Below are 20,709 nucleotides of genomic sequence, written 5' to 3'. Positions count from 1 at the left end.
TTTTATTTATAACAAACCGGAATAATTTCCCCTTTTGCTAAACAATATTTTTCTACTAATTCGGGAGCAATTGTTTGGGTGTAATCTACTTCTTCTACTTTAAAACCAATGCTTCTTAGTTTGTCAAAGTAATCTCTACCATAAACTCTAACGTGATCATATTGTCCGAAGATTTTAGCTCTTTCTTTTGGGTCAGTTATGGAATCATCTGCAAAAGTAGTGGCTCTTGATAAATCTTGTGGGATTTGGAAAATACCCATTCCTCCGGGTTTTAAAACGCGATATAATTCTTGCATGGCTTTCGTATCATCCGGAATGTGTTCTAAAACGTGATTACACAAAATCATATCATACGAGTTATCTTCAAACGGTAAATTACAAATATCTGCTTTTACATCGGCTAAAGGTGAAAACAAATCGGTAGTTGTATAATCTAAATTTGATTGTTTTTTAAAACGTTTGTAAAATTCTTGCTCTGGTGCAAAGTGTAATACTTTTTTTGGAGCAGTAAAGAAATCCGTTTCGTTTTGTAAATACAACCATAATAAACGGTGTCTTTCTAATGAAAGCGTACTTGGTGATAATACATTATTTCGTTGTGTTCCATAACCATAAGGTAAAAACATACGAAAACTTTTTCCATCAATTGGATCTGTAAATCGACTTCCTTTTAATAAAAAAGCCAAAATAGGACGCACTACAATACTCAATCGAATCAATATCGGACGAGGAATGGTGTTTAATATAAGTTTAAAAAGTTTTTTCATTAAAGTAAAGTTATGTTATGGCGTATATGATGAAAAATAGAATTGTAAGTGCGATGATTATCCCAAAATATAATCCGAAGAAAAGCAATAAATATTTTATTGCTGAGACAATACTTTGTTTTAAGTTTTGATTATATAATTCTTTAAAAGCATAAAGCGTGAAAAGTATGAATAAAAACAAAAATAGCATAGAATAAGTACCAAAACTCATTCCCAACATATTTACTAATATAACTTGTAATACTAATGATATAAAACCTAAGTTTGTTTGTAAGTAACTATTAAACACCAAATGTTCGAAGAAATTATGACCTCTTTTATTGAAAATAATATAACTAGTCAGCGCATATATAGGGATTAATAACAATACGAAAAAGTTGTAATAATTCATTAATGTTTCCATGTATCCTTCCATGAAACCTTTCATGTCTATTTTAGGGACATTACTTGAGGGATTTGTCGAATTATAGCCTTTTGTAAATCCTTCTGAATAATCCATAATTATTTCCATTGGAAAAAATTTATAGAAAAAAACCGCTATCGTAGCATATAAAATTATATAGGAAAAAGGTTGGAAATATTTTTTTCTGGCACCAGAAATATAGGCTTCTAATACATCTTTGGGATTTTTAAACAAACCAAAGAAAGTTCTCCAAAAATTATTATCCCAACTAAAAAATGGTCCAACAAATTCTTCCCAAGTTCCTTTTAATGAAAGTCTGTCATCAACTATTTTAGCGCCACAATTTGAACAATATTGTGCGGTATTTTCATAAGGATTATTACAAGTTTTACAATTCATACATTAAATGAGTTATATTATAATATTAATGGTTTTTGTCTCAATCCATCTTCTTCGTTACTCACAATTCCTAAAGCATCATAGATGTAAGCAAAAGTGGATAGCAATTCAGGTTTTCCGTTTACAATAGCAACATCGTGTTCAAAGTGAGCACTTGGTTTTCCGTCAGCAGTTGTGATTGTCCAGCCGTCTTTATGTTGTTTGATGTTTTTGGTTCCCATATTAATCATTGGTTCGATTGCTATTACCATTCCGTTGACTAATTTTTTTCCGCGACCGCGTTTCCCATAATTAGGAACTTCTGGATCTTCGTGCATTTTTCGACCTAAACCGTGTCCGCATAATTCACGAACCACACCATAACCATGACTTTCGCAGTATTGTTGAATTGCATGTCCGATATCTTCTACACGATTACCTACTTTAGTTTCTCGAATTCCAACGTATAAAGATTCTTTGGTAACTTGAAGTAGTTTTTTTGTTTCTGGAGCCACTTCACCTACTTCAAAAGTGTACGCATGATCGCCATAAAAACCATTTTTCAACGCACCACAATCTACCGAAATAATATCGCCATCTTGTAACGGAACATTATTTGGAATACCATGAACCACTTGCGTATTTGGACTCATACAAAGCGAGTTTGGAAAACCGTACATTCCTAAAAATGCAGGCTCAGCTCCATGCGAACGAAGAAAATCTTCCGCTAATTTATCTAAATATAAAGTAGTAACGCCAGGTTTAATTTCCTTAGCAATCATTCCTAATGTTTTCGAAACAATCAAAGCACTTTCGCGCATCAATTCAATTTCTTCTAAGGTTTTAATTACGATCATAATGCAAAATTTCGAAGCAAAAATACAAATTCAAGTTCAATTTCAATTTCAAGAATAACTTTAATTTTAAATCTCAAGCTATTATGTGACAATACGAGCATCTTACTTCTAAATTTAAAATGAGAATTATCATATTTTATACTTAAATTCCAACATAAATTTGCAATATAAATTTCATTAGGTATGGGAAAATATGTAACCGCAGCGGAAGCTGTACAAGTAGTAAAAAGTGGCGACAGAGTTTATGTTCAAGCCGCGGCAGCTACACCAACAATCTTAACAAAAGCATTAACCGATAGGGCATCAGAATTAAGAAATGTAGAAATTTGTCATTTACACACCGAAGGTGATGCGCCTTATGCTAATCCTGAATTAGCAGAAAGTTTTCATGTAAATTCCTTTTTTATTGGAGCTAATGTACGTCATACATTAAAAGCTGGAAATGGTTCGTACACCCCTGTTTTTTTAAGCGAGCTGCCATTATTGTTTCGTAAAAATGTAGTAAAATTAGATGTAGTATTTATACATGTTTCACCACCAGATGGTCATGGTTATTGTTCGTTAGGAGTTTCTGTTGAAGCGTCTATAGCGGCGATTGAAAATGCTAAAACTGTTATTGCTCAAGTCAATCCAAATATGCCAAGAACTTTTGGAGATGGAATTCTACACGTTTCAGAAATTGATTATTTGGTAGAAGTTAATGTTCCAATTTATGCTCATGATGTAACACCATTTACAGCTGAAGAAGAAAAAATTGGCGCTTATGTTGCTTCTTTAATTGAAAATAAAAGTACGCTTCAAATGGGAATAGGTTCTATTCCAAATGCGGCTTTGAGTAAATTAACCAATCACAAAGATTTAGGATTACATACAGAAATGTTTTCGGATGGTGTTATCGATTTAATAGAAAATGATGTCATTAATTGTAATTATAAAGGAACTTTAAGAGGTAGAGCATTGGCAACTTTTTTAATGGGTTCAAAACGTTTGTACGATTTTGTAGATGATAATCCGTTTATTGAAATGAAAGAATCTTCCATGGTAAATGATACGGCTCGCATTCGTAAAAACCCAAGAATGGTGGCTATTAATTCGGCTATCGAAGTAGATGTAACTGGACAAGTTTGTGCCGATTCTATAGGAAGTACCATGTATTCTGGAGTAGGAGGTCAAATGGATTTTATTCGTGGAGCTTCATTAAGTGAAGGAGGAAAAGCAATTATTGCATTACCGTCGATTACAAAAAGAGGAGAAAGTAGAATTGTACCTTATTTAAAACAAGGTGCTGGAGTGGTAACAACGAGAGCACACGCTCATTATATTATAACCGAAAATGGTATTGCCGATTTATACGGAAAAACTTTAAAACAAAGAGTTACGGAGTTAGTAAAAATTGCACATCCAAATCATCAAGAAGCAGTGGAACGCGCTTACTATGAAATGACAGGTTGTAAATAAATATGAACTGAACTATAGAAAAGGGACAATCGAAAGGTTGTCCTTTTTTGTTGAAAAAAATCTAAAAAATTAAAAACTTCTCAAAAAACTAACTTTTTGATTTTGAATTTTTTAGCTAAAAAGGCTTGTTTTTGAAAATAAACCAAACTTTAACCTTTTCACAACATTAAATAGTCTACCTTTGTAAGGAATTAAATTTTTCATAGATGAACATTTTTGTAGGAAGTCTTCCTTTCAGTGTAGAGGAAGCAGATTTAAGAGGTTATTTTGAAGAGTATGGAGCTGTTGAATCAGTTAAAATTATCTCTGATAAATTTACCGGAAGAAGTAAAGGATTTGGATTTGTTGAAATGGCTAATGATGCTGAGGCTCAAAAAGCAATCGACGAATTAAACGGTGGAACTATCGAAGGTAGAAAAATCGTTGTTAACAAATCTGAACCAAAACCAGAAGGCGAAAGAAGAAGTTTCGATCGTAATTCAGGTGGAAGTAGAGGCGGTTACTCTAATAATAGAGAAAACTCAACAAGAAGTCGTTACTAATATTTTTGGATATAAAACGCAAAAGCCTCCGCATCGCGGAGGCTTTTTTATTGCTTTATTTTTCGTTTATCGAATTAAACTAAAGTGGCCTTTGAATTCTTTAGTAATGTTGTCTTTAGTATATTCAATCGTAAACCAATAATCCGTAGAAGGTAATAATTCATTGTTGAATGTTCCATTCCATCCATTTCCATTCGGGTCAATTTGTTTGATTAACTTTCCATAGCGATCAAAAATTCTTATGATTGCTAAATCTAAAGCGCTACTTCCTTTTATATTCCATGTATCATTATAACCATCCCCGTTTGGAGTAAAGTAGTTAGGATAATCTACAACAGTAAATGTTGCACTAAGATCTCCACAACCAAATTTATTGATAACGGTTAAAGTATAGTCGCCACCAGGAATATTAGTAAACACATTACTAGACTGAAAGTAGGTTCCATCAATCGAATATAAATAATCGTTAGATGTTGGAGTTACTATTGCAGTTACAGTATTATCTGTTCCAAAAGCGATTAATTCGTTTGGATTAATTGAAACAGAATTAGGTACTATCGAATTTTGTGTACTAAGATTAAATGTAGACGAACAGTTGGCTGCATTAGAAATGTTAGTAACCACTACCGAATATTGTCCAACAGTTGAAGTGGTAAATGAAGTGCCAGTTTCTCCAATAATTTCATTTCCAGCAACTGCATCATGACCATTGTACCATTGAAAAGTATAATCGGTGCTGTTTAATTGCGTTTTTATTTCAACAGGATATGTAATGTTATTTAGTTGGTCAATACAAATAGTATAAGGTTCGTTTAAAAGATAATTTACTGGATAAGGTCTAACATATAAGTCCAATTCTAAAATTTTAAAACAAGCAATTCCGGTTTCACTATCAATATTAGTTCTACTATTTAATCGAACATATATTTTTTGAAAATTGATAGTTGTATTTAAGAAATTACTTGGTACAGCTATACGATTTGTATTTCCATTTGTTAAAGCATCTGGTAATTCTGTGTAATATCTAAAATTGATTGTGTTAATAGGTGTCAAACCAGCCATTTCAATTTCTCTAGTAGTCAAATCAAAATAGTCAAAACCAGAATCGTTACATAATTCCATTTGAGTTGGATTAGAATTGCTTCCAGGTAATGCCATTACTACAAGATTCAAAGTAGTAAATGCTTCACAAGAATTGTTAGTAGCATCAATAACTTTACAAATTATAGTTGTTGATGAACTTGTATAATTGTCTGGTGTTGTAATTGGATTATTTGCTAATACGTCTGCATTATTGGCATAAAACGTAACTTGATAGTTTAAATTTCCGTTAGTAATTTGGTTAATTCTACTATTTAAATCAAAAGTAGCAGTGACACCCCCACAGTGGCGAATGGGTGAAGGTTGTACAATAATTGGATTTGGGAAAACCGTAATAGTAAAGTTTACAATTGAAATGCATCCAGTTAGTGTATCAAATAAACGAGCAAAAATAGTTCTTGTTCCTAATGCCAATGGAAGAGGAATATTTTTATTTATAACAAAAACATTGTCTTTCGCATTATCAAACGTATTGAAATAAGAAACAGTAACAGAAGGATTTTGTCCTGCTAAAGCTTCAGCATCTTTTGTATTCAACAAAAACGAATCTAAAAGACAAACAGATTCATTATTTATAATATTTTGTAAAGGCGCTTGTGTGACTATCACATCAAAAGTTCCAATTCCTTCACAGCTTTGAGTTGTATTTGAAATTACTCTTGTGAAAACAATTGTGGTTCCAACCGGAATTTGGCTTAAATTACTCAATCCGTTTAAACCTGTTGAAGCATCAGATGTATTCAAATGAAAAGAAATACTTACATCAGAACTCGCAAAATAAGTGTTTTTAATTAAGATACGTTGAACATCAAAATTTACAAACCCATAGTTTTGATTGATTTCTGGGCAAACTGCAGGAATATTTGGATAGTTAGCAACACTTGTTGGATTAATTTGAAGAACAAAACTACCAACACCCACCGAAGTGCAATTAGGAGTCACATTCTCATTTATAGCTTTTACATAAATGGTTTGTAAAAATGGAGATGTCGTATTAACGTAGTTCGTAGGATTGGTTATTAATTGTGTTAATCCAGCATCAGCATAGAAATTAAGCGTTAATCCAGGAGTATTATTTGTAAAATAATTATAGAGTTGTAATAAGTTAGTTTCAGCAATTCCATCAAGAGTATTGTTGATGTAGTCACATTGTTCTAAAGTAGTTAAAACCGAGTTAATTATAGGTAATGCATTAATAGTAATTGAAACTGAATTTGAGGTATTTGTACAAGTTCCTTGTTCAGCGGTTTCTAAATAATATTGTGCAGTTGTATTTAGTGTTTGATTAAATTTAGTTACAGTATAAGTCGAATTGTTTGCTCCAGTTATGGCAATTCCATCTCTAAACCATTGATACGTTAATCCAGTATTTATACTTGCATTTGCATTTAATGAAGTAATAGTATAAGCATCATCTTCACAAATTGTGGTATCCGTTGCAATTTGAATGCTTGGATTAGCAATGATTCGAATTACATTTGAATCTGTTTCTGAGCAAGGTGAATTGATAACTTTTACAAAGTAGTCTCCTGGTAGAGTTGGAGTAAATGTATTTGTTGTAGCTCCATTTATAATGGTGTTATTACGATACCATTGATAACTTAAAACATCAATAGTCGCATTTAAATCCACATTATTAATAATATTTGATGATAATATTGGATTCGTATTCAAGCAAACCGTATTAGAATTTGAAATACTAACATCAGGTTTTACATGAAATTTTAAATTAGCCTCTGATTCACTCACTCTTAAACCAGTTAAGTTTCCTGTCGGATTTACGGTAATGTCATAAGCCGTTGTAACTACTTTATAAACACCACTTTCAGAAATAATTAAGCTGTTGGTTGACGTTGTTGAATTAGAAACGGCATTGATTTGAATATTGTCTTTAAACCAAGTGTAATTAAATCGTAAGTTACTTGGAACGCCTGGGAAATCTGAAATATCTATTGTTGCTACTATTTCTTTAGTATCAGGTTTGCAATAGTCTAAATTAGTTAAAAGAGAACCATCCGTATTGTTTAACGTAACAGAAGATAAGAAGTCACAGTTTGTACTTCCTGTTCCTCCTGTTTGCGATACAGTAATATTTCCAGCTTGACCTGAATAATTATCAATTACTATAACATATAAATCACCTGCATTACTATTTGGAATATTTACAGTTTCAACATTGTCTGGTAAATAACTACAATCTACTTCATTAGCAGTGTTTAATTGATTACAAATATTATTTAAATTTTGGAATGGTCCCCATAAAACAAAATCGACATCGGTACCATTACCAGCTAAATTTTGTTGACTAATTTGTAGTGTGACATCTCCTGGTGTGTCAATTTCAATAAAAAACCATGTAGGTCCAACATATTGTGTTGGAATACAGGTTGAATTAAAGTTTTCTCCATTTCCACCAGTAGAACTACTAAAAGGAATGCTCGTTGCACAAGATTGATACGCTGCAGGATTAGCAGCTAATTCAGCACAAGAAGGAGCGCCTCCTTGACCAAAAGTGTTTAAACTTAATAGCAGAAAGAGAATTAATAAATTAAAAACAGTTTTTTTCATGATACTTGTTTGGGGTTGCTAATTTATTAATTTTTATGCAGAAAGTTATAAAATAAACTATTTTACTATGTTTTGTGTGTTTTATTGGGGATTAGCAATGGTTTTATACAAACTAATTATAGCATTCAAATAACGATTTTCTAATGCAATTTCATTAATTTGTGAGCTTACCAAAGAATTTTCTCTGGAATTAATAACAAACAACGAACTTTCTCCCATTTCAAATAATCGGTCTTCGGCGTTTAACAATGTGGTAAAATCTTTTACTAATTTATCATTGTAATCTTGCTGTTTTTCAAGCGAAACAATTTCTTGCTGTTGTGCTTTGAGCTTGTTCTCTAAATTTTTCCGTTCAAACTGCAATCCAAATTCTGAATCCTGAATTTTTAAATCGGCTAATTTTAAACTTCCTCGCTCTTTTCTTAAAAATATAGGAAATGCAAAATTTACTCCTACTTTATAATCTTCAAAGCGATAATTGTCAATATAACTGGGTTCTGATAAATAATTGTAACTCAAATCTAACTTAGGCAAAAGTGCATTTGCTTTAAGTTTTCGGTCTACTTTTAACATTGCAATTTTAGCGTCTAAAGCTAGAATTTTTGGATGATTATCTAAATCAACGGTTCCTAATTCGTTAACTTGTAAAACTTCTTTGATTGTTTTGGATAACGTTGCTTCAGGAAATAAATTGTCATTCAGTTCTAAAGGAATATTATTTTCTAACCACAAATAGTTAGATAATTCTAATTTAGCTTTAGTAAATTTTAGTTTGGCTTCTTCTAAATTTAATCTTCGAGTTTTAACGGCAATTCCAGCTTCAACACTATCAATTGCAGGTTTATCGCCTTCTTCAATTAATTTTGAAACACCGTTGTAACGAATTAAAGCATTTTCTAAATAGGTTTCATACAATTTTACTTCATCAAAACTTCTTTTCCAATTTACATAACTTACCGAAGCTTCATAAATTACTTCAACCGCTTGCAAATTTCTTTCGGCAACGTTTAAGTTTCTGGCAATTTTGGCTTTTCTTAAGTCGGCCATTCGTTGATTAATGAATAAACCTTGTCCTACAGGGACTGAAATTCCAAACGAAGTTAATCCACTATTTGGCAATGTATTTTCTGGATTTACGTAAATTCCCTCGGCGTTATCAAAACCAGCTTTTAATTCGATTCCGTACCAAGTTGGAATTTTAAAACTGCTGTTTAAAATCGAATAATATTCACTGTCTTTGAATTGTTTTTCACTAAAATCAACTTCAATTTTTGGATCAAAAGCACCACGCGCTTGCATTAAATTGGCTTGAGCTTCGTTCAGTTTTAAATCAGCTTGTTTTACTAATGGATGGTATTTTTTTACATAACCTAAAAATTCATTGTAGGTGAATTCAGTTGGTGAATTTTGTGCCAACAAACTAAATGAACTACAAATGAAAAGGAAGATATAAAATAGTTTCGGTTTCATTATTTCTTAGTATTTTCGGTGGTTGTTGGTTGATAAAAATTAGGTGGAAAACCATTCAATGTTCGCCAAATCTCGAACCAAATTGGCACATCGTCTAGCAAAGCCAAAGTTTGTGTTCCAGCTCCAATGCTTAATTGCTCTGGCCATTTTTTATCTTTAGGATCAGGCGCAATTAGCACACGATATTTTCCATTTGGACTAATGAAATTTTCTTTAGCAACAATTACACCTCCAAATGTTCCATAAGAAACACCAGGCCAACCGCTGAAAACAATCGTAGGCCAACCATCAAACCAAACACGTACTTTTTCACCGTTATTAATTAAAGGGAAATCAACAGGATCAATGTAGGTTTCAACTGCAATATCATATTTTGAAGGCATAATGCTCACAACAGCTGTTCCTTCTTTAATGTTTTCACCAATTCCAGATTGTAAAGCTCTGTTTACATAACCATCTTGTGGTGCTGTAATGTAATACAAACCATTTCTAATTTGATAGTTTTTATATTGGTTTTTCAGTTTGTTTACTTGTGCTTCGGTGTCAAATTGTGAACTTAAAGCGGTTTGTTTATCGCTACTTGCTTTGGCATTTTTTTCAGCATATTCAGCACTAATTCTGTTGAGTTCCATTGTAGCATTCAATACTTCATTTTTGCTGGTAATGTATTTGTTTTCTTGTGTAATGATTTTTGCTTCGGTTTCTTGCAATTTCATGCGTTTTTCCTCCACATCGGTCATTGGTTTTAAACCTTCTTTATTCAAATTTATCGAACGATTGTATTGTGTTTTAGCAATTTTAAGTTGGGTTTTAGTCGCTTCGAAATCAATACTGTCACTTTGTACTTTTAAATAAGATTGTTTCAATTTATTTTGTGCTTGCTTTAGTTTCAGATTTTTTTCGTTTTGAATAGCGCCCATTTGCGCTTCTAATGCTTTTACTTTATCAGCATAAGAAGTTACTGCATTTTCTTTTGCTTTTACCTGATTGCCTGTGTTTTCAACTAAATTTGGGTCTAAATACTCTTCTTTAATTTCCGAAATGAATAAAATAGTATCTCCTTTTTTTACAAAATCACCTTCGTTTACGTACCATTTTTCGATTCGACCACCAATAATTGTTTGAATTGTTTGCGGTCTTTGATTTGGTTTTAACGTAGTTACATTTCCAGCACCTTTGATGTTTTGTGTCCAAGGAAGGAAAAGAAATAAAACCACCATGATAACAAAAGCCCAAATAAGTTTTCGAATAACTTTGTAATGTTTTTGTTCTTTAAATATTTGTCCCGATTTGAATTGCTCTAATTTTACAAATTGGTCAATTCTATTTTTTGTGATGTTTAGCATGGCTTAAATTGATTTAATTTCACCTTTTTCTAAAAGAATGGTTTGTTTGCAAATCTGTTTCCAATAGCTGTTCTTACTAACAACAACTAGTGTCCAAGGATGTTTTTCGTTGCTTAAGAAGTCAATGATTTCTCTGCAACTTTGTTCATCTGATTTGTCTAAAGGATTTTCTAAAAATAATAATTTTGGTTGGTTGATAATGCAACGCGCCAAGACAATTTTTTGAATGGTTGACGAATTAATTTGCTTTCCTTCTGAAGAAATTGGTGTGTCTAATCCTTTTGGAAGAGCCTTGATGGCTTCGGTAAGTTTTAATTTTTCGATTAAATCAAAAACGGTTTCCATTTTAATTTCTGGATTGTTACAGGTGATATTTTCTAAAATTGTACCTTCAAACGGCATTTCGTGCGCTGTGATAATTCCAATTTTAGAACGATATTCATCTGAAGAATACTTTTTATAATTGGTGTTATTGATAAAAATACTTCCAGATGTTGGTTCAATCAAACGCGCTAACAAACGGATTAAAGTTGTTTTTCCAGAACCATTTTCGCCCAAAATCAAAGTATGTTGTTTCGGTTGAATCGATAAGCTAATGTTTTTTAGTATTTCTTTATCTGATTTTGGATACGTGAAAGAAACATTCTCGGTTTCGATTGTAATTTTATTTTTATCTACTAAATAGTTCGAATTTTGAATGTCTTCTTCTAATTCCATATCAACAACAGAACCAAGTTTTTCTAAAGAAGTCAATACATCATAAAACAATTCTAACCCTGAAAACAATTTTTCAACCGCAGCAATAATGCTCAAAATGATAATCTCAGCCGCAACAAATTGCCCAATATTCATTTGCTGATTGATTACTAATAATCCTCCAATAATTAGTAGACCTGCTGTGATTAAAATTTTAAATCCAGTTAACTGAATGAATTGTTTCATCAAAACCTGAAAATGACTTTCACGTTGTTTTAGGTATTCATTAACCAATTTATCGTTTTTGTGTAGCGAAAAATTGAAAATCGAATTGCTTTTAAAACTCAAATGATTTCTGGCAATTTCTTGTAACCAATGTGCGATTTTGTATTTGTATTTAGATTCTTTTAAACTGGTTTCTAATCCTAAATTAAAATTGATTTTGAAAATTAAATACAACAACAATAGTAGCACAATTCCGAAGAAAATGAAGAATGAATGATATAAGGAAAGCAGAATAATTCCGAAAAGGATTTGTAAAGCTGCTCCTGAAATTTCCAATAATAGTTTTGAAAAGCCTTTTTGCACGGTTAACGTATCGAAAAATCGATTGGCTAGTTCTGGCGGGTATTGATTGTGCAATTCATTGAATTTTATTTTCGGAAATCGGTAAGCAAATTCAAAAGATGAACGCACAAATATTTTTTGTTGTAAGTTTTCAGTAATTCTGAACTGCATTATCTTTAATACTCCAACAAAAGCTACTCCAACAACAACGATAATTACTAAAATAATCCAAGAAGTGCTTACTTTTCCAGCTTGAATAAAGTTAATAATGGATTGAATTCCTAAAGGCAAAGACAAACTAATTAATCCTGCAATTATCGAATATAGGAAGATTTGATAAATATCTTGTTTGTCGATTAAGATGAGGTTTTTAAATCTTTTTAAAGGTGTCATAGTAGTATTTTTTTAGCCATATCTGTATAGAATTCAGTAGCGCATTCTTTTTCAGATAAGTTGGTGATAGTTTTTAAATGATTTTTTAAAAAATGTTGGTGAAGTGCACCTTCCACAACACTTGAAGCTAAGCTTTTCGCGTAAGGATAATCTGGATTCACTTCTTTTATGATATCAATTATACGATTGATAACTCTTTTATACACTAAGAAAAAACCTTCTTTGTTTTCGTTGTCCACTTCTTTTGTCATTAAAGTTTTGGTAAATTCTTCAACGATTATTCGGTTTAGAATTTCTTCATTAATGTGTGGAGTTGCATTATCGTCAACTATATTTTCAGTAACAAGTTTAATTGCTTTTTCTAATTTTTCTATAGGATTAGAAACATTTGTAGTAGCAAAAGCCATACGATATTCCATCCACGACCAATACCACGAAGTTAGGTAAACCAAAAGTTTGTGCTTGTTTTCAAAATAGCGATAGATAGAACTTTCATTAGATTGAATTTTCTCACCTAATTTTTTGAAAGTAAACGCTTCAAAGCCAATTTCATCAATTAGTAAGATGCTATTTTTTAAAATATTACGTCCTAATTCAGAAGTCTCTGGATCTTTAACGTATAGCTTTTCGTTGATGGTTATTTTTAAATTAGATAGTAAATTTTGCATAAATTAATATTTAACAATGCAAATATAATAGTAATACTATCAATATGTAAAAGTTTAACTTTTATTTTAGAATTGTTCAAAAAAAATCCCGACGAATCGGGATTAATAAACTTATACTTTTATGCCTATTGTTGTGTTTTTACTTTGTCCATTTTTGCCATCTTCACCATCTTTTCCTTTTTGTTCAGTTCCGGGTTTACCGTCTTCTCCTGGTTTTCCATCTTCTCCATTTGCTCCTTTGAAAGTTGTTGCACATCCAAAAAATAATAAACAGATTAATAGTAATAGTATATTTTTCATTATAATAGAGATTTACAGGTCATTACTGCGGGTTTTTCAATTCCCATTAAATCTAAAATAGTAGGAGCAATGTCGCCCAAAACACCATCATGAATTGTTTTTAGATCTTTATCCACTAAAATAATTGGTACAGGGTTGGTTGTATGTGCTGTATTTGGTGAGCCATCAGGATTTATCATCGTTTCACAATTTCCATGATCTGCTATGATTATTGTGGTGTAATTGTTTTCTAAAGCCGTTTCAACCACTTCTTTTACACAAACATCAACAGCTTCGCACGCTTTTATTGCGGCTGACATTACACCGGTATGACCCACCATATCGCCATTGGCGAAATTTAAACAAACAAAATCAACTTCACCTTTTTTAAGCTCTGGGATTAGGGCATCTTTCAATTCAAAAGCACTCATTTCGGGTTGTAAATCGTATGTTGCTACTTTTGGCGAATTTTTTAAAATACGCGTTTCTCCTACAAAAGGTTCTTCTCTTCCGCCAGAAAAGAAAAAGGTTACGTGCGGATATTTCTCAGTTTCTGCAATACGAATTTGTTTTTTATTGGCTTTTTCTAAAACCTCGCCAAGTGTTTCAGTAATATTATCTTTGTCGTAAATTACGTGAACATTTTTATAGGTGTCATCGTAATTGGTCATCGTAACATAATACAAATTCAGTTTGTGCATATTGAATTCGTGAAAGTCTTTTTGCGATAAAACTTCGGTTAATTCTCTTCCTCTATCAGTTCTAAAATTGAAGAAAATAACCACATCGTCATTTTCAATTTTTGTCAGTGGCTCGTTATTTTCATCTACCTTTATTAAAGGTTGAATGAACTCATCGGTTACATTTTCATCGTAACTATTTTGTATGCTTTCAATAAAATTTGAGGTGTGATGACCAATTGAATTAACCAATAAATCATAGGCTAATTTAACGCGTTCCCAGCGTTTATCTCTATCCATTGCGTAATATCGGCCAATAACGGTTGCAATTTTTGCATTAGAATCTTTTACATATTCTTCTAAATTTGCGATGTCTAATAAAGCTGATTTTGGATCTACATCACGACCATCGGTAAAGGCATGAACAAATATTTTTTCTAAACCATATTCTTTAGCTGCGTCTAATAATCCGTATAAATGCGAGGTATGAGAATGCACGCCTCCATTTGAAACTAATCCTAAAAAGTGTACTTTTTTATTGTTTTCTAACGCATATTTGAACGCATCAATAAGTGGTTTTTCTTGATTTACGTTTTTATTTTGAACAGCTAAATTTATTTTTGCTAAGTCTTGATATACAATTCGACCAGCGCCTAAATTCATATGACCTACTTCTGAATTTCCCATTTGACCTTCTGGTAAACCTACGTTTAAGCCATCAGTTCTTAATTGTGCATTTGGATATTTTGTGTATAAACTATCAATAAATGGTGTGTTGGCGTTGTCTATTGCGGAAACTCTCGGATCGGGCGATTTTCCCCAACCGTCCAATATCATTAAAATTACTTTTTTGTTCATTTTTGTGTGTTTGTACAAAGATAAACAATTGATAAATTTCTAAATGAAAAAGCGACTTAAAATTACGAAAACGATTAAGTGATTTATCCTTTTTTAATCCAGTTTTTGGCTTGGTTGTAGTCAATAAAATAACGAACACTTACCGATAAAACATGATTCAGATTGTCTTCAAATAAGTTAGAGAAATTAGAACCAAAATCTTTATTTATAGTTCTATCAAAAGTACCTGCGTTGTTTCGGTACAAAATCGACATTTGACTTCCTGGAGCAAACCACCAAGAATAGGATAAATCTAAATTCCAAGTACTAAAGTTTGAGTTTCGGTTACCTGTATAAGTATTGTTAATTGATAAACTTCCATCTTCGTTCAGATTATTGATTTTATTATTTTCGGCTAATGACCAATAATGTCTAACCGATAAATTGAAATTCATTACACTACTAATCGAAAATTTACTTGTAATTGAATTGGTGTAAGTATCTCTATCTCTTCGAGCAAAAATGATATTTGAATCTTCGAAATCTATAAAACCAATATCGTTTTTTTGTTTAAAATAATTGAAGCCGTAAACCAGTGAAAACTTATCGCTAAAACGATATCTAGGACTAATATTTACTCCAGCTTCGTATCTATTTTCGTTGATTACATGCGTTATGAAAGGTTCAAAATCAATTGCAAATTTATTATTATAGTTTGATGAAAAGTAGATCCAACCGCCTATATTTTCTGGATTTACAAAAAACCTATCAGCTACACGAGGCTCATAATAATCGTAATTTTTAAAAGGGTTAAAGTTGATTCCTCCACCAAAAAAATGATTTTTCTTGTTAGTAGAATTTAAGTTTACATTAAAATTACTTGATTGAATTTGATTTGTTGGTGTGTAAAATTCAAAGTAAGAATTTAAGTTGATTCTAAAGGTGTTGAAAGTTTTGTTTGGGTTTAGGATACGATAGTTGGTGTTTCCAGAAAACGAATAATAGTTGGTTCTGAAATTAATTCCTAAATCGTTGATTTCGAAATCTTTTGACATATATTCGCTACCAAAGCTATATCTAAACTTTCCGTTTGTTTCTGCAAAATATAACGATGCATTATAACCATTTTTGTTTTCAACATCATTAATGCTACTCGATTTTAATCCTCCTGAAAGATTGTATTTGTTGGTTTTATTGTTCAAATCGAATAATAATCCTGTTACATTGGCATCTCTAAAACTTCCGTTTCGGGTAACATTTGTGTTGATAAAAGTTACCGATGAATTTTGATTAAATCGTTGGTCAAAAACCATCACATTGTAATTGGTTAATGGCGAAACTTCTATTTGTCGTGTAGAAGTATCGTTTGAATTTGAAACTGTTGCCATTGTTTTTTCGGTAATAGCATTTAAAAATCCAATTCCCAAACCATCCTTATCACGACCCGAAATTTTCAATGCGTTTAATAGATTGATAGCGCCAGGATTTTCTACGGATTCATTTCCCGCAATGTTTAAATTCAAATCAGGAGTTTGTCCAATTCTTCTCGAATACAATAAATTTCCTTTGCTAAATAAGTCAGTTCCTTCGGTAAAAAAAGGGCGGTTTTCATTAAATTGTTGTTCGAAAGGACCTAGATTTAAAACCACATTATCAAATTTAGTTTGTCCAAAATCGGGAACCAAAATTGCATCTAATGTAAAAGCATCATTTATTCCGTATTTGATATCCAATCCACCTTTTAATTCGCCTTTGGTTTTTTGTGTTTCACTTCCAGAAAGATAAAACGAAGAATAAGGAATTAAGAATAAACGGGTAGGTGTTTTGATGTTTTCAATTCCAGTTAAAATTCCAGCTTGCTGCGAAATAGCTCCAATTTTATTATCAATAGGGCTCCAAGTATATTTTTGACGTTCTCTTCGAACTTCTCTAAAAAAATTAAGACCCCAAGTTTGTTTGTCTTTTTCAGGAAAACGAAGCGCGGCATAAGGTATTTTCATTTCGATGACATAACCAAAATCGGTAATTTTTGCATTGCTTTCCCAAATGGCATTCCAAGAGCCATCTTCGCCTTCAGATGAAGTAAAATTTGTGTCGACTTGTCCATTGGCTGCAGTTACGAAAAATCTAAATTCTTGCTGCCCATCATTGTAACCATTTATAAAAATACCAAAAAAATCAGAAGTGCCAATTTCGTCTCGCTCTACTAATTCTTTTAAAATTTTTTCTGGATTTGGATCATATAACTTAGCACCTATATAAACAGCGTCATCTGAGTACAAGATTTTTACTTCAGTTTTAAATTCTTCAGGAATTGGAGTTCCGTTTTTTGGTTCTAAAGAAACAAAGTCGGTTGCAATTTCTGCATCTTTCCAAGAAGCTTCATTTAGTTCAGCATCAATTGAAATGTTTTCAGTTGTTTTTTTTGTTGAAACACTTTTTTTAGTTTGTGAAAACGAAAAAAGAAAACCTGCTAAGCAAAAAAGAATTGAAATACTGAATCTGTTTGTCATGTAAAAAATTTTGGCTACAAAATTAGAGGATTATTATATTTGTCTACTTTTTTTATGTAATGTTTAACTTTTGTACGAATAACCGACGAAAGGTTAAAATTTTCGATAAAATGCATAAAAAAGTTTGCAGGTTTAAAAATAATAAATATATTTGGCACATCTCAATAACAATATAACTACTAGATTAACAATGATTTACAGAATATTGCCCTTAATTTTATTTTGCGTTTTTTCGTTCAAGCCTTTAAATACAGCAGAAAATACTAAGAATGAAGTTAAATCTACTGATCCAAAATTAATTGCTGCAAATGCGAAAGCAACTTTTGAAGCTAAAAGTAAATCATTTTACACTGTAATTGATGCTAATGGATTTTCTTTACCAACTTTTGAAAGCTTTGTAGCTGCTTTTGAAGGGTATGAGCAATTAAAACAACAAGGCAAAATTGAAAACGAAATTTTAACTATAGTTGATTTTAGTTTGTCATCTAGTCAAGAAAGAATGTGGGTTATTGATATGAAAACACAAAAAGTGATTTTAAAATCGTTAGTTTCTCACGGAAGAAATTCGGGTTCTGAATTTGCAACTGATTTTTCTAACACTAGTGAATCATTTAAAAGTAGTTTAGGCTTTTATGTAACTGGAGAAACTTACACAGGAAAACACGGATTATCATTACGTTTAGACGGAATGGAATACGGAATTAACGACAATGCTAGAAATAGAGCAGTTGTGGTTCACGGAGCAGATTATGTAAGCAAATCATTTATTAAAAATACAGGAAGATTAGGAAGAAGTCAAGGCTGCCCTGCTGTTCCATACGAAGTACACAAAGAATTGATTCAAACAATAAAAGGCAAATCGTGTATTTTTATTTATCACCCATCAAGAAACTATGTAGTGAAATCTAAGTTAGTTTCGTAGTTTTTGAAAAAGGACTTTATCGAGTTCATAAATGTCATCTCTAAATTGAAGTTTGTCATTTTCTATCCAACTCGTCCAATAAAACAAATATACATTTACAGTGTCTTTAACGGACACTGTTTTTGTTTTCTCTAATTTTATAATGGAATCAATTTCGTTGTTATCCCATTTGTTAGGATTAGTTTTGGTTAAAATTTGTTTGGTTAAAACCAATGGATTTTCCACGCGTACACAACCCGAGCTCAATGAACGATAAGTTTTCACAAAGTAATCACGATGATTTGTGTCATGTAAATAAACCGAATGACGATTGGCAAAATTAAATTTAACCAAACCTAAAGAATTATTATAACCTGGTTTTTGTACGTATTTGTAATTATTAGCTTTGGCTGGATTCCATTCATACGGACTCACTTCTTTTCCTTGACTGTTATATATTGTTAGTCTTCTAGAAGGAAAATAATTTCGGTTTCTTGATGCTTCTGGAGTTAAATCTTCTTTAATAATAGTAGGAGGAATGGTCCAAGTAGGATTGAAAACAAAATTAGAAAGTTTGGAACTCAAAATAGGAGTTTTTCTTTTGGGTGTTCCTACTACAATTTTGTGTGAAGCTACCGTATCATTATCAATTACATAATGTAACATGTAATCTGGAATGTTTGATATTAAGTATTGTTTTCCCAAATCAGAAGGATACCATTTCCAACGTTCTAAATTGGCAAATATTTGTTCTATTCGTTCGTTTTTTGTAGTGTTTAAAGCTCTAAGTGTTCCAATTCCGATAACGCCATCTGGAGCCAATCCATGTCGTGCTTGAAAACGTTTTACAGCTTTGAGTGTTAAAGTGTCGTAAGCCCAAGTAATTATGCTGTCTTTGTTTTTATAATCTTTCCAATAAGCCAATCTTTTTTTAATTTTTACCATTTCGGGTAAAGTGTCGTTTACAACAATTTTATTTTTGACAGCAATTTTTTCAAAAGTTACATTGGGAAATTTGTCTATTTCTAGTAAACTTTTTTTAAGTAATTGATAGACAATGTGATTGGGTTTTAAATCTTTAAAGGTTGTAGCGATAGTTTTCTCTTTAATACCTTTTTCTAAAAATGGAGAAAGTGCTATTTCTTTTGGTTTTAAATCCCAATCGGTGTATAATTCTTTCGGATTTAATTTTCCTTTGTGTAAATGATTGGCTAATTTTTCAAATGTTTCGGTAAGTAGAATGTCATATTTTACAATATCTTCATCATTTAATTTTGCTCTTTTGCTTTCTAAATCTTCAATAATTTTAATTTCATAATCGTTTGGATTTAATCCATCTTCGTAGCAAAATTTTACTTCATTAATTAAATCTCTTCGGTTTTCATCTAAATACCAAATTTCATGAAAGTTCATTTTTTGATAGTATAATTTCAAACTATCTGATTTTTCTGAGAGTAAGTCGGGATGCACAGGTCTTATAATGACATTTAAAACCGTGTCTTTAATAATGCTATTATCAAAAGCAACAGGTAAAGCCTCCTTTTTACAAGAAATAACAGAGAGAATAAGAAGTAGAAATGTAATTTTTTTCATAGAGAGCAGCAATTGTGCCATAAATATAAGAAGAATTATTGAATTAATTTTTCCGAATTTTCTTATACATAGCAAAATGAATGCCAACATCAGGAATTAAAAAAGAATCTCCAATAGTAGCATAGCCTAGTTTTTTGTAAAAAGGAACTGCATTTTCTCGTGCGTTAAACCAAATTAAATCGGTGTTCAAATTAACACAATGATTTTCAGCTTCTTTAACTAATTCAGCTCCAAATCCTTTGCCTTGAAATTCTTCCAAAACCGCCATTCCTCTAATCTGTAATTGATTTATTTCAGAGAATAATTCGTTCTTTTCTTTAAAAATTGAAATAATTCCAATCAATTGTTCTTTTTGATACAATCCAAAATGAACAGTATTTTGATCATCATCTCCTTTAAATTGGCAAGTTTCGATAGGCTTTCCCTTTCTTAAAACTTCATGCCTAACAGGATAAGTGTCAATTGAATTGATTTTTTTTATTTCCATAATTGTATAACTTATTAAAAGCTAATCATTTAGTAAAATGTGTTTATTCTAGTGTAAAGTTAGTGCAATTGCTTCGAAAAAAATATTTAAAAAAATTTGCAATTAAAAAAACTTTTGAAGTATATTTGCACCCACCAAAGAAATACATACAACTCCTAATAAAATTAGAGTTTTTGTAATTCAAATGCGGAAGTAGCTCAGTTGG

General features: G+C 31.4%; 16 protein-coding genes. 3 read left to right on the top strand and 13 right to left on the bottom strand.

The features are described from left to right. Positions 1–2: 2 nt before the first annotated feature. Genes B2741_RS04355 through map form a run of 3 tightly spaced genes read right to left on the bottom strand, consistent with a single transcriptional unit; the run spans position 3 to position 2,405 of the window. The gene (locus B2741_RS04355; RefSeq protein WP_291135784.1) at positions 3–767 is read right to left on the bottom strand and encodes a class I SAM-dependent methyltransferase; all 765 of its coding nucleotides are present in this window, start codon (positions 765–767) and stop codon (positions 3–5) included. A gap of 10 nt (positions 768–777) precedes the next feature. Then, complete coding sequence (locus tag B2741_RS04350; protein WP_291135782.1) at positions 778–1,569, bottom strand: DUF3667 domain-containing protein; 792 nt, start codon at positions 1,567–1,569, stop codon at positions 778–780. 17 nt (positions 1,570–1,586) lie between these two features. Then, entirely contained in the window at positions 1,587–2,405 is an 819-nt protein-coding gene (gene map, locus B2741_RS04345) for a type I methionyl aminopeptidase (protein ID WP_291135780.1), read from the bottom strand. Positions 2,406–2,588: 183 nt separating this feature from the next. Here map and B2741_RS04340 point away from each other — a divergent pair, with 183 nt between their 5' ends. Together B2741_RS04340 and B2741_RS04335 are read left to right on the top strand one after the other, a co-directional pair. Beyond that, positions 2,589–3,863, top strand: coding sequence for an acetyl-CoA hydrolase/transferase family protein (locus B2741_RS04340; protein WP_291135778.1), 1,275 nt, complete (start codon positions 2,589–2,591; stop codon positions 3,861–3,863). Between the two features lie 206 nt (positions 3,864–4,069). Next, positions 4,070–4,405, top strand: a complete 336-nt coding sequence (locus B2741_RS04335; protein ID WP_153201406.1) for an RNA recognition motif domain-containing protein — start codon at positions 4,070–4,072, stop codon at positions 4,403–4,405. Positions 4,406–4,471: 66 nt separating this feature from the next. Here B2741_RS04335 and B2741_RS04330 read toward each other — a convergent pair whose 3' ends face one another. From B2741_RS04330 to B2741_RS04295, 8 genes are all read right to left on the bottom strand, one after another. Then, entirely contained in the window at positions 4,472–8,074 is a 3,603-nt protein-coding gene (locus B2741_RS04330) for a T9SS type B sorting domain-containing protein (protein WP_291135775.1), read from the bottom strand. 81 nt (positions 8,075–8,155) lie between these two features. Continuing rightward, positions 8,156–9,544, bottom strand: coding sequence for a TolC family protein (locus B2741_RS04325; RefSeq protein WP_291135773.1), 1,389 nt, complete (start codon positions 9,542–9,544; stop codon positions 8,156–8,158). After that, positions 9,544–10,890, bottom strand: a complete 1,347-nt coding sequence (locus B2741_RS04320) for an HlyD family secretion protein (protein WP_291135771.1) — start codon at positions 10,888–10,890, stop codon at positions 9,544–9,546. The genes B2741_RS04325 and B2741_RS04320 overlap by 1 nt, the downstream gene beginning before the upstream one ends. Before the next feature lie 3 nt (positions 10,891–10,893). Continuing rightward, on the bottom strand, positions 10,894–12,546 hold the full coding sequence (locus tag B2741_RS04315; protein ID WP_291135769.1) for a peptidase domain-containing ABC transporter: 1,653 nt from the start codon (positions 12,544–12,546) through the stop codon (positions 10,894–10,896). Beyond that, a complete protein-coding gene (locus tag B2741_RS04310; protein WP_291135767.1) occupies positions 12,543–13,214 on the bottom strand; it encodes a TetR/AcrR family transcriptional regulator in 672 nt (223 codons plus the stop codon). Before B2741_RS04310 ends, B2741_RS04315 begins: the two co-directional genes overlap by 4 nt. Before the next feature lie 111 nt (positions 13,215–13,325). Further along, a complete protein-coding gene (locus B2741_RS04305) occupies positions 13,326–13,514 on the bottom strand; it encodes a hypothetical protein (RefSeq protein ID WP_291135765.1) in 189 nt (62 codons plus the stop codon). Further along, positions 13,514–15,031: a 2,3-bisphosphoglycerate-independent phosphoglycerate mutase gene (gene gpmI / locus B2741_RS04300; RefSeq protein ID WP_291135763.1), complete on the bottom strand. Its 1,518-nt coding sequence runs from the start codon at positions 15,029–15,031 to the stop codon at positions 13,514–13,516. The genes B2741_RS04305 and gpmI overlap by 1 nt, the downstream gene beginning before the upstream one ends. 83 nt (positions 15,032–15,114) lie before the next feature. After that, entirely contained in the window at positions 15,115–17,523 is a 2,409-nt protein-coding gene (locus B2741_RS04295) for a DUF5916 domain-containing protein (RefSeq protein ID WP_291135761.1), read from the bottom strand. 190 nt (positions 17,524–17,713) lie between these two features. Here B2741_RS04295 and B2741_RS04290 point away from each other — a divergent pair, with 190 nt between their 5' ends. After that, positions 17,714–18,445, top strand: a complete 732-nt coding sequence (locus tag B2741_RS04290) for a murein L,D-transpeptidase catalytic domain family protein (protein WP_291135759.1) — start codon at positions 17,714–17,716, stop codon at positions 18,443–18,445. On the opposite strand, the gene B2741_RS04285 is transcribed toward B2741_RS04290, so the two are convergent. Further along, complete coding sequence (locus B2741_RS04285; RefSeq protein WP_291135757.1) at positions 18,434–20,017, bottom strand: L,D-transpeptidase family protein; 1,584 nt, start codon at positions 20,015–20,017, stop codon at positions 18,434–18,436. The genes B2741_RS04290 and B2741_RS04285 overlap by 12 nt on opposite strands. A 43-nt stretch (positions 20,018–20,060) precedes the next feature. Next, positions 20,061–20,504 (bottom strand): GNAT family N-acetyltransferase, encoded by a 444-nt coding sequence (locus tag B2741_RS04280; RefSeq protein ID WP_291135755.1) that lies wholly within the window; start codon positions 20,502–20,504, stop codon positions 20,061–20,063. Positions 20,505–20,709 lie beyond the last annotated feature (205 nt).

Source organism: Flavobacterium sp. UBA7663 (assembly GCF_002483315.1).
Classification (GTDB): domain Bacteria; phylum Bacteroidota; class Bacteroidia; order Flavobacteriales; family Flavobacteriaceae; genus Flavobacterium.
The sequence above is the reverse complement of the archived record's forward strand: the minus strand, read 5'-3'. Positions and strand labels throughout refer to the sequence as shown.

What these genes read in the sequence shown, in the direction of transcription:
- B2741_RS04355 (WP_291135784.1), bottom strand. Translation starts at nt 767, where the DNA reads ATGAAAAAACTTTTTAAACTTATATTAAACACCATTCCTCGTCCGATA.
- B2741_RS04350 (WP_291135782.1), bottom strand. Translation starts at nt 1,569, where the DNA reads ATGAATTGTAAAACTTGTAATAATCCTTATGAAAATACCGCACAATAT.
- map (WP_291135780.1), bottom strand. Translation starts at nt 2,405, where the DNA reads ATGATCGTAATTAAAACCTTAGAAGAAATTGAATTGATGCGCGAAAGT.
- B2741_RS04340 (WP_291135778.1), top strand. Translation starts at nt 2,589, where the DNA reads ATGGGAAAATATGTAACCGCAGCGGAAGCTGTACAAGTAGTAAAAAGT.
- B2741_RS04335 (WP_153201406.1), top strand. Translation starts at nt 4,070, where the DNA reads ATGAACATTTTTGTAGGAAGTCTTCCTTTCAGTGTAGAGGAAGCAGAT.
- B2741_RS04330 (WP_291135775.1), bottom strand. Translation starts at nt 8,074, where the DNA reads ATGAAAAAAACTGTTTTTAATTTATTAATTCTCTTTCTGCTATTAAGT.
- B2741_RS04325 (WP_291135773.1), bottom strand. Translation starts at nt 9,544, where the DNA reads ATGAAACCGAAACTATTTTATATCTTCCTTTTCATTTGTAGTTCATTT.
- B2741_RS04320 (WP_291135771.1), bottom strand. Translation starts at nt 10,890, where the DNA reads ATGCTAAACATCACAAAAAATAGAATTGACCAATTTGTAAAATTAGAG.
- B2741_RS04315 (WP_291135769.1), bottom strand. Translation starts at nt 12,546, where the DNA reads ATGACACCTTTAAAAAGATTTAAAAACCTCATCTTAATCGACAAACAA.
- B2741_RS04310 (WP_291135767.1), bottom strand. Translation starts at nt 13,214, where the DNA reads ATGCAAAATTTACTATCTAATTTAAAAATAACCATCAACGAAAAGCTA.
- B2741_RS04305 (WP_291135765.1), bottom strand. Translation starts at nt 13,514, where the DNA reads ATGAAAAATATACTATTACTATTAATCTGTTTATTATTTTTTGGATGT.
- gpmI (WP_291135763.1), bottom strand. Translation starts at nt 15,031, where the DNA reads ATGAACAAAAAAGTAATTTTAATGATATTGGACGGTTGGGGAAAATCG.
- B2741_RS04295 (WP_291135761.1), bottom strand. Translation starts at nt 17,523, where the DNA reads ATGACAAACAGATTCAGTATTTCAATTCTTTTTTGCTTAGCAGGTTTT.
- B2741_RS04290 (WP_291135759.1), top strand. Translation starts at nt 17,714, where the DNA reads ATGATTTACAGAATATTGCCCTTAATTTTATTTTGCGTTTTTTCGTTC.
- B2741_RS04285 (WP_291135757.1), bottom strand. Translation starts at nt 20,017, where the DNA reads ATGAAAAAAATTACATTTCTACTTCTTATTCTCTCTGTTATTTCTTGT.
- B2741_RS04280 (WP_291135755.1), bottom strand. Translation starts at nt 20,504, where the DNA reads ATGGAAATAAAAAAAATCAATTCAATTGACACTTATCCTGTTAGGCAT.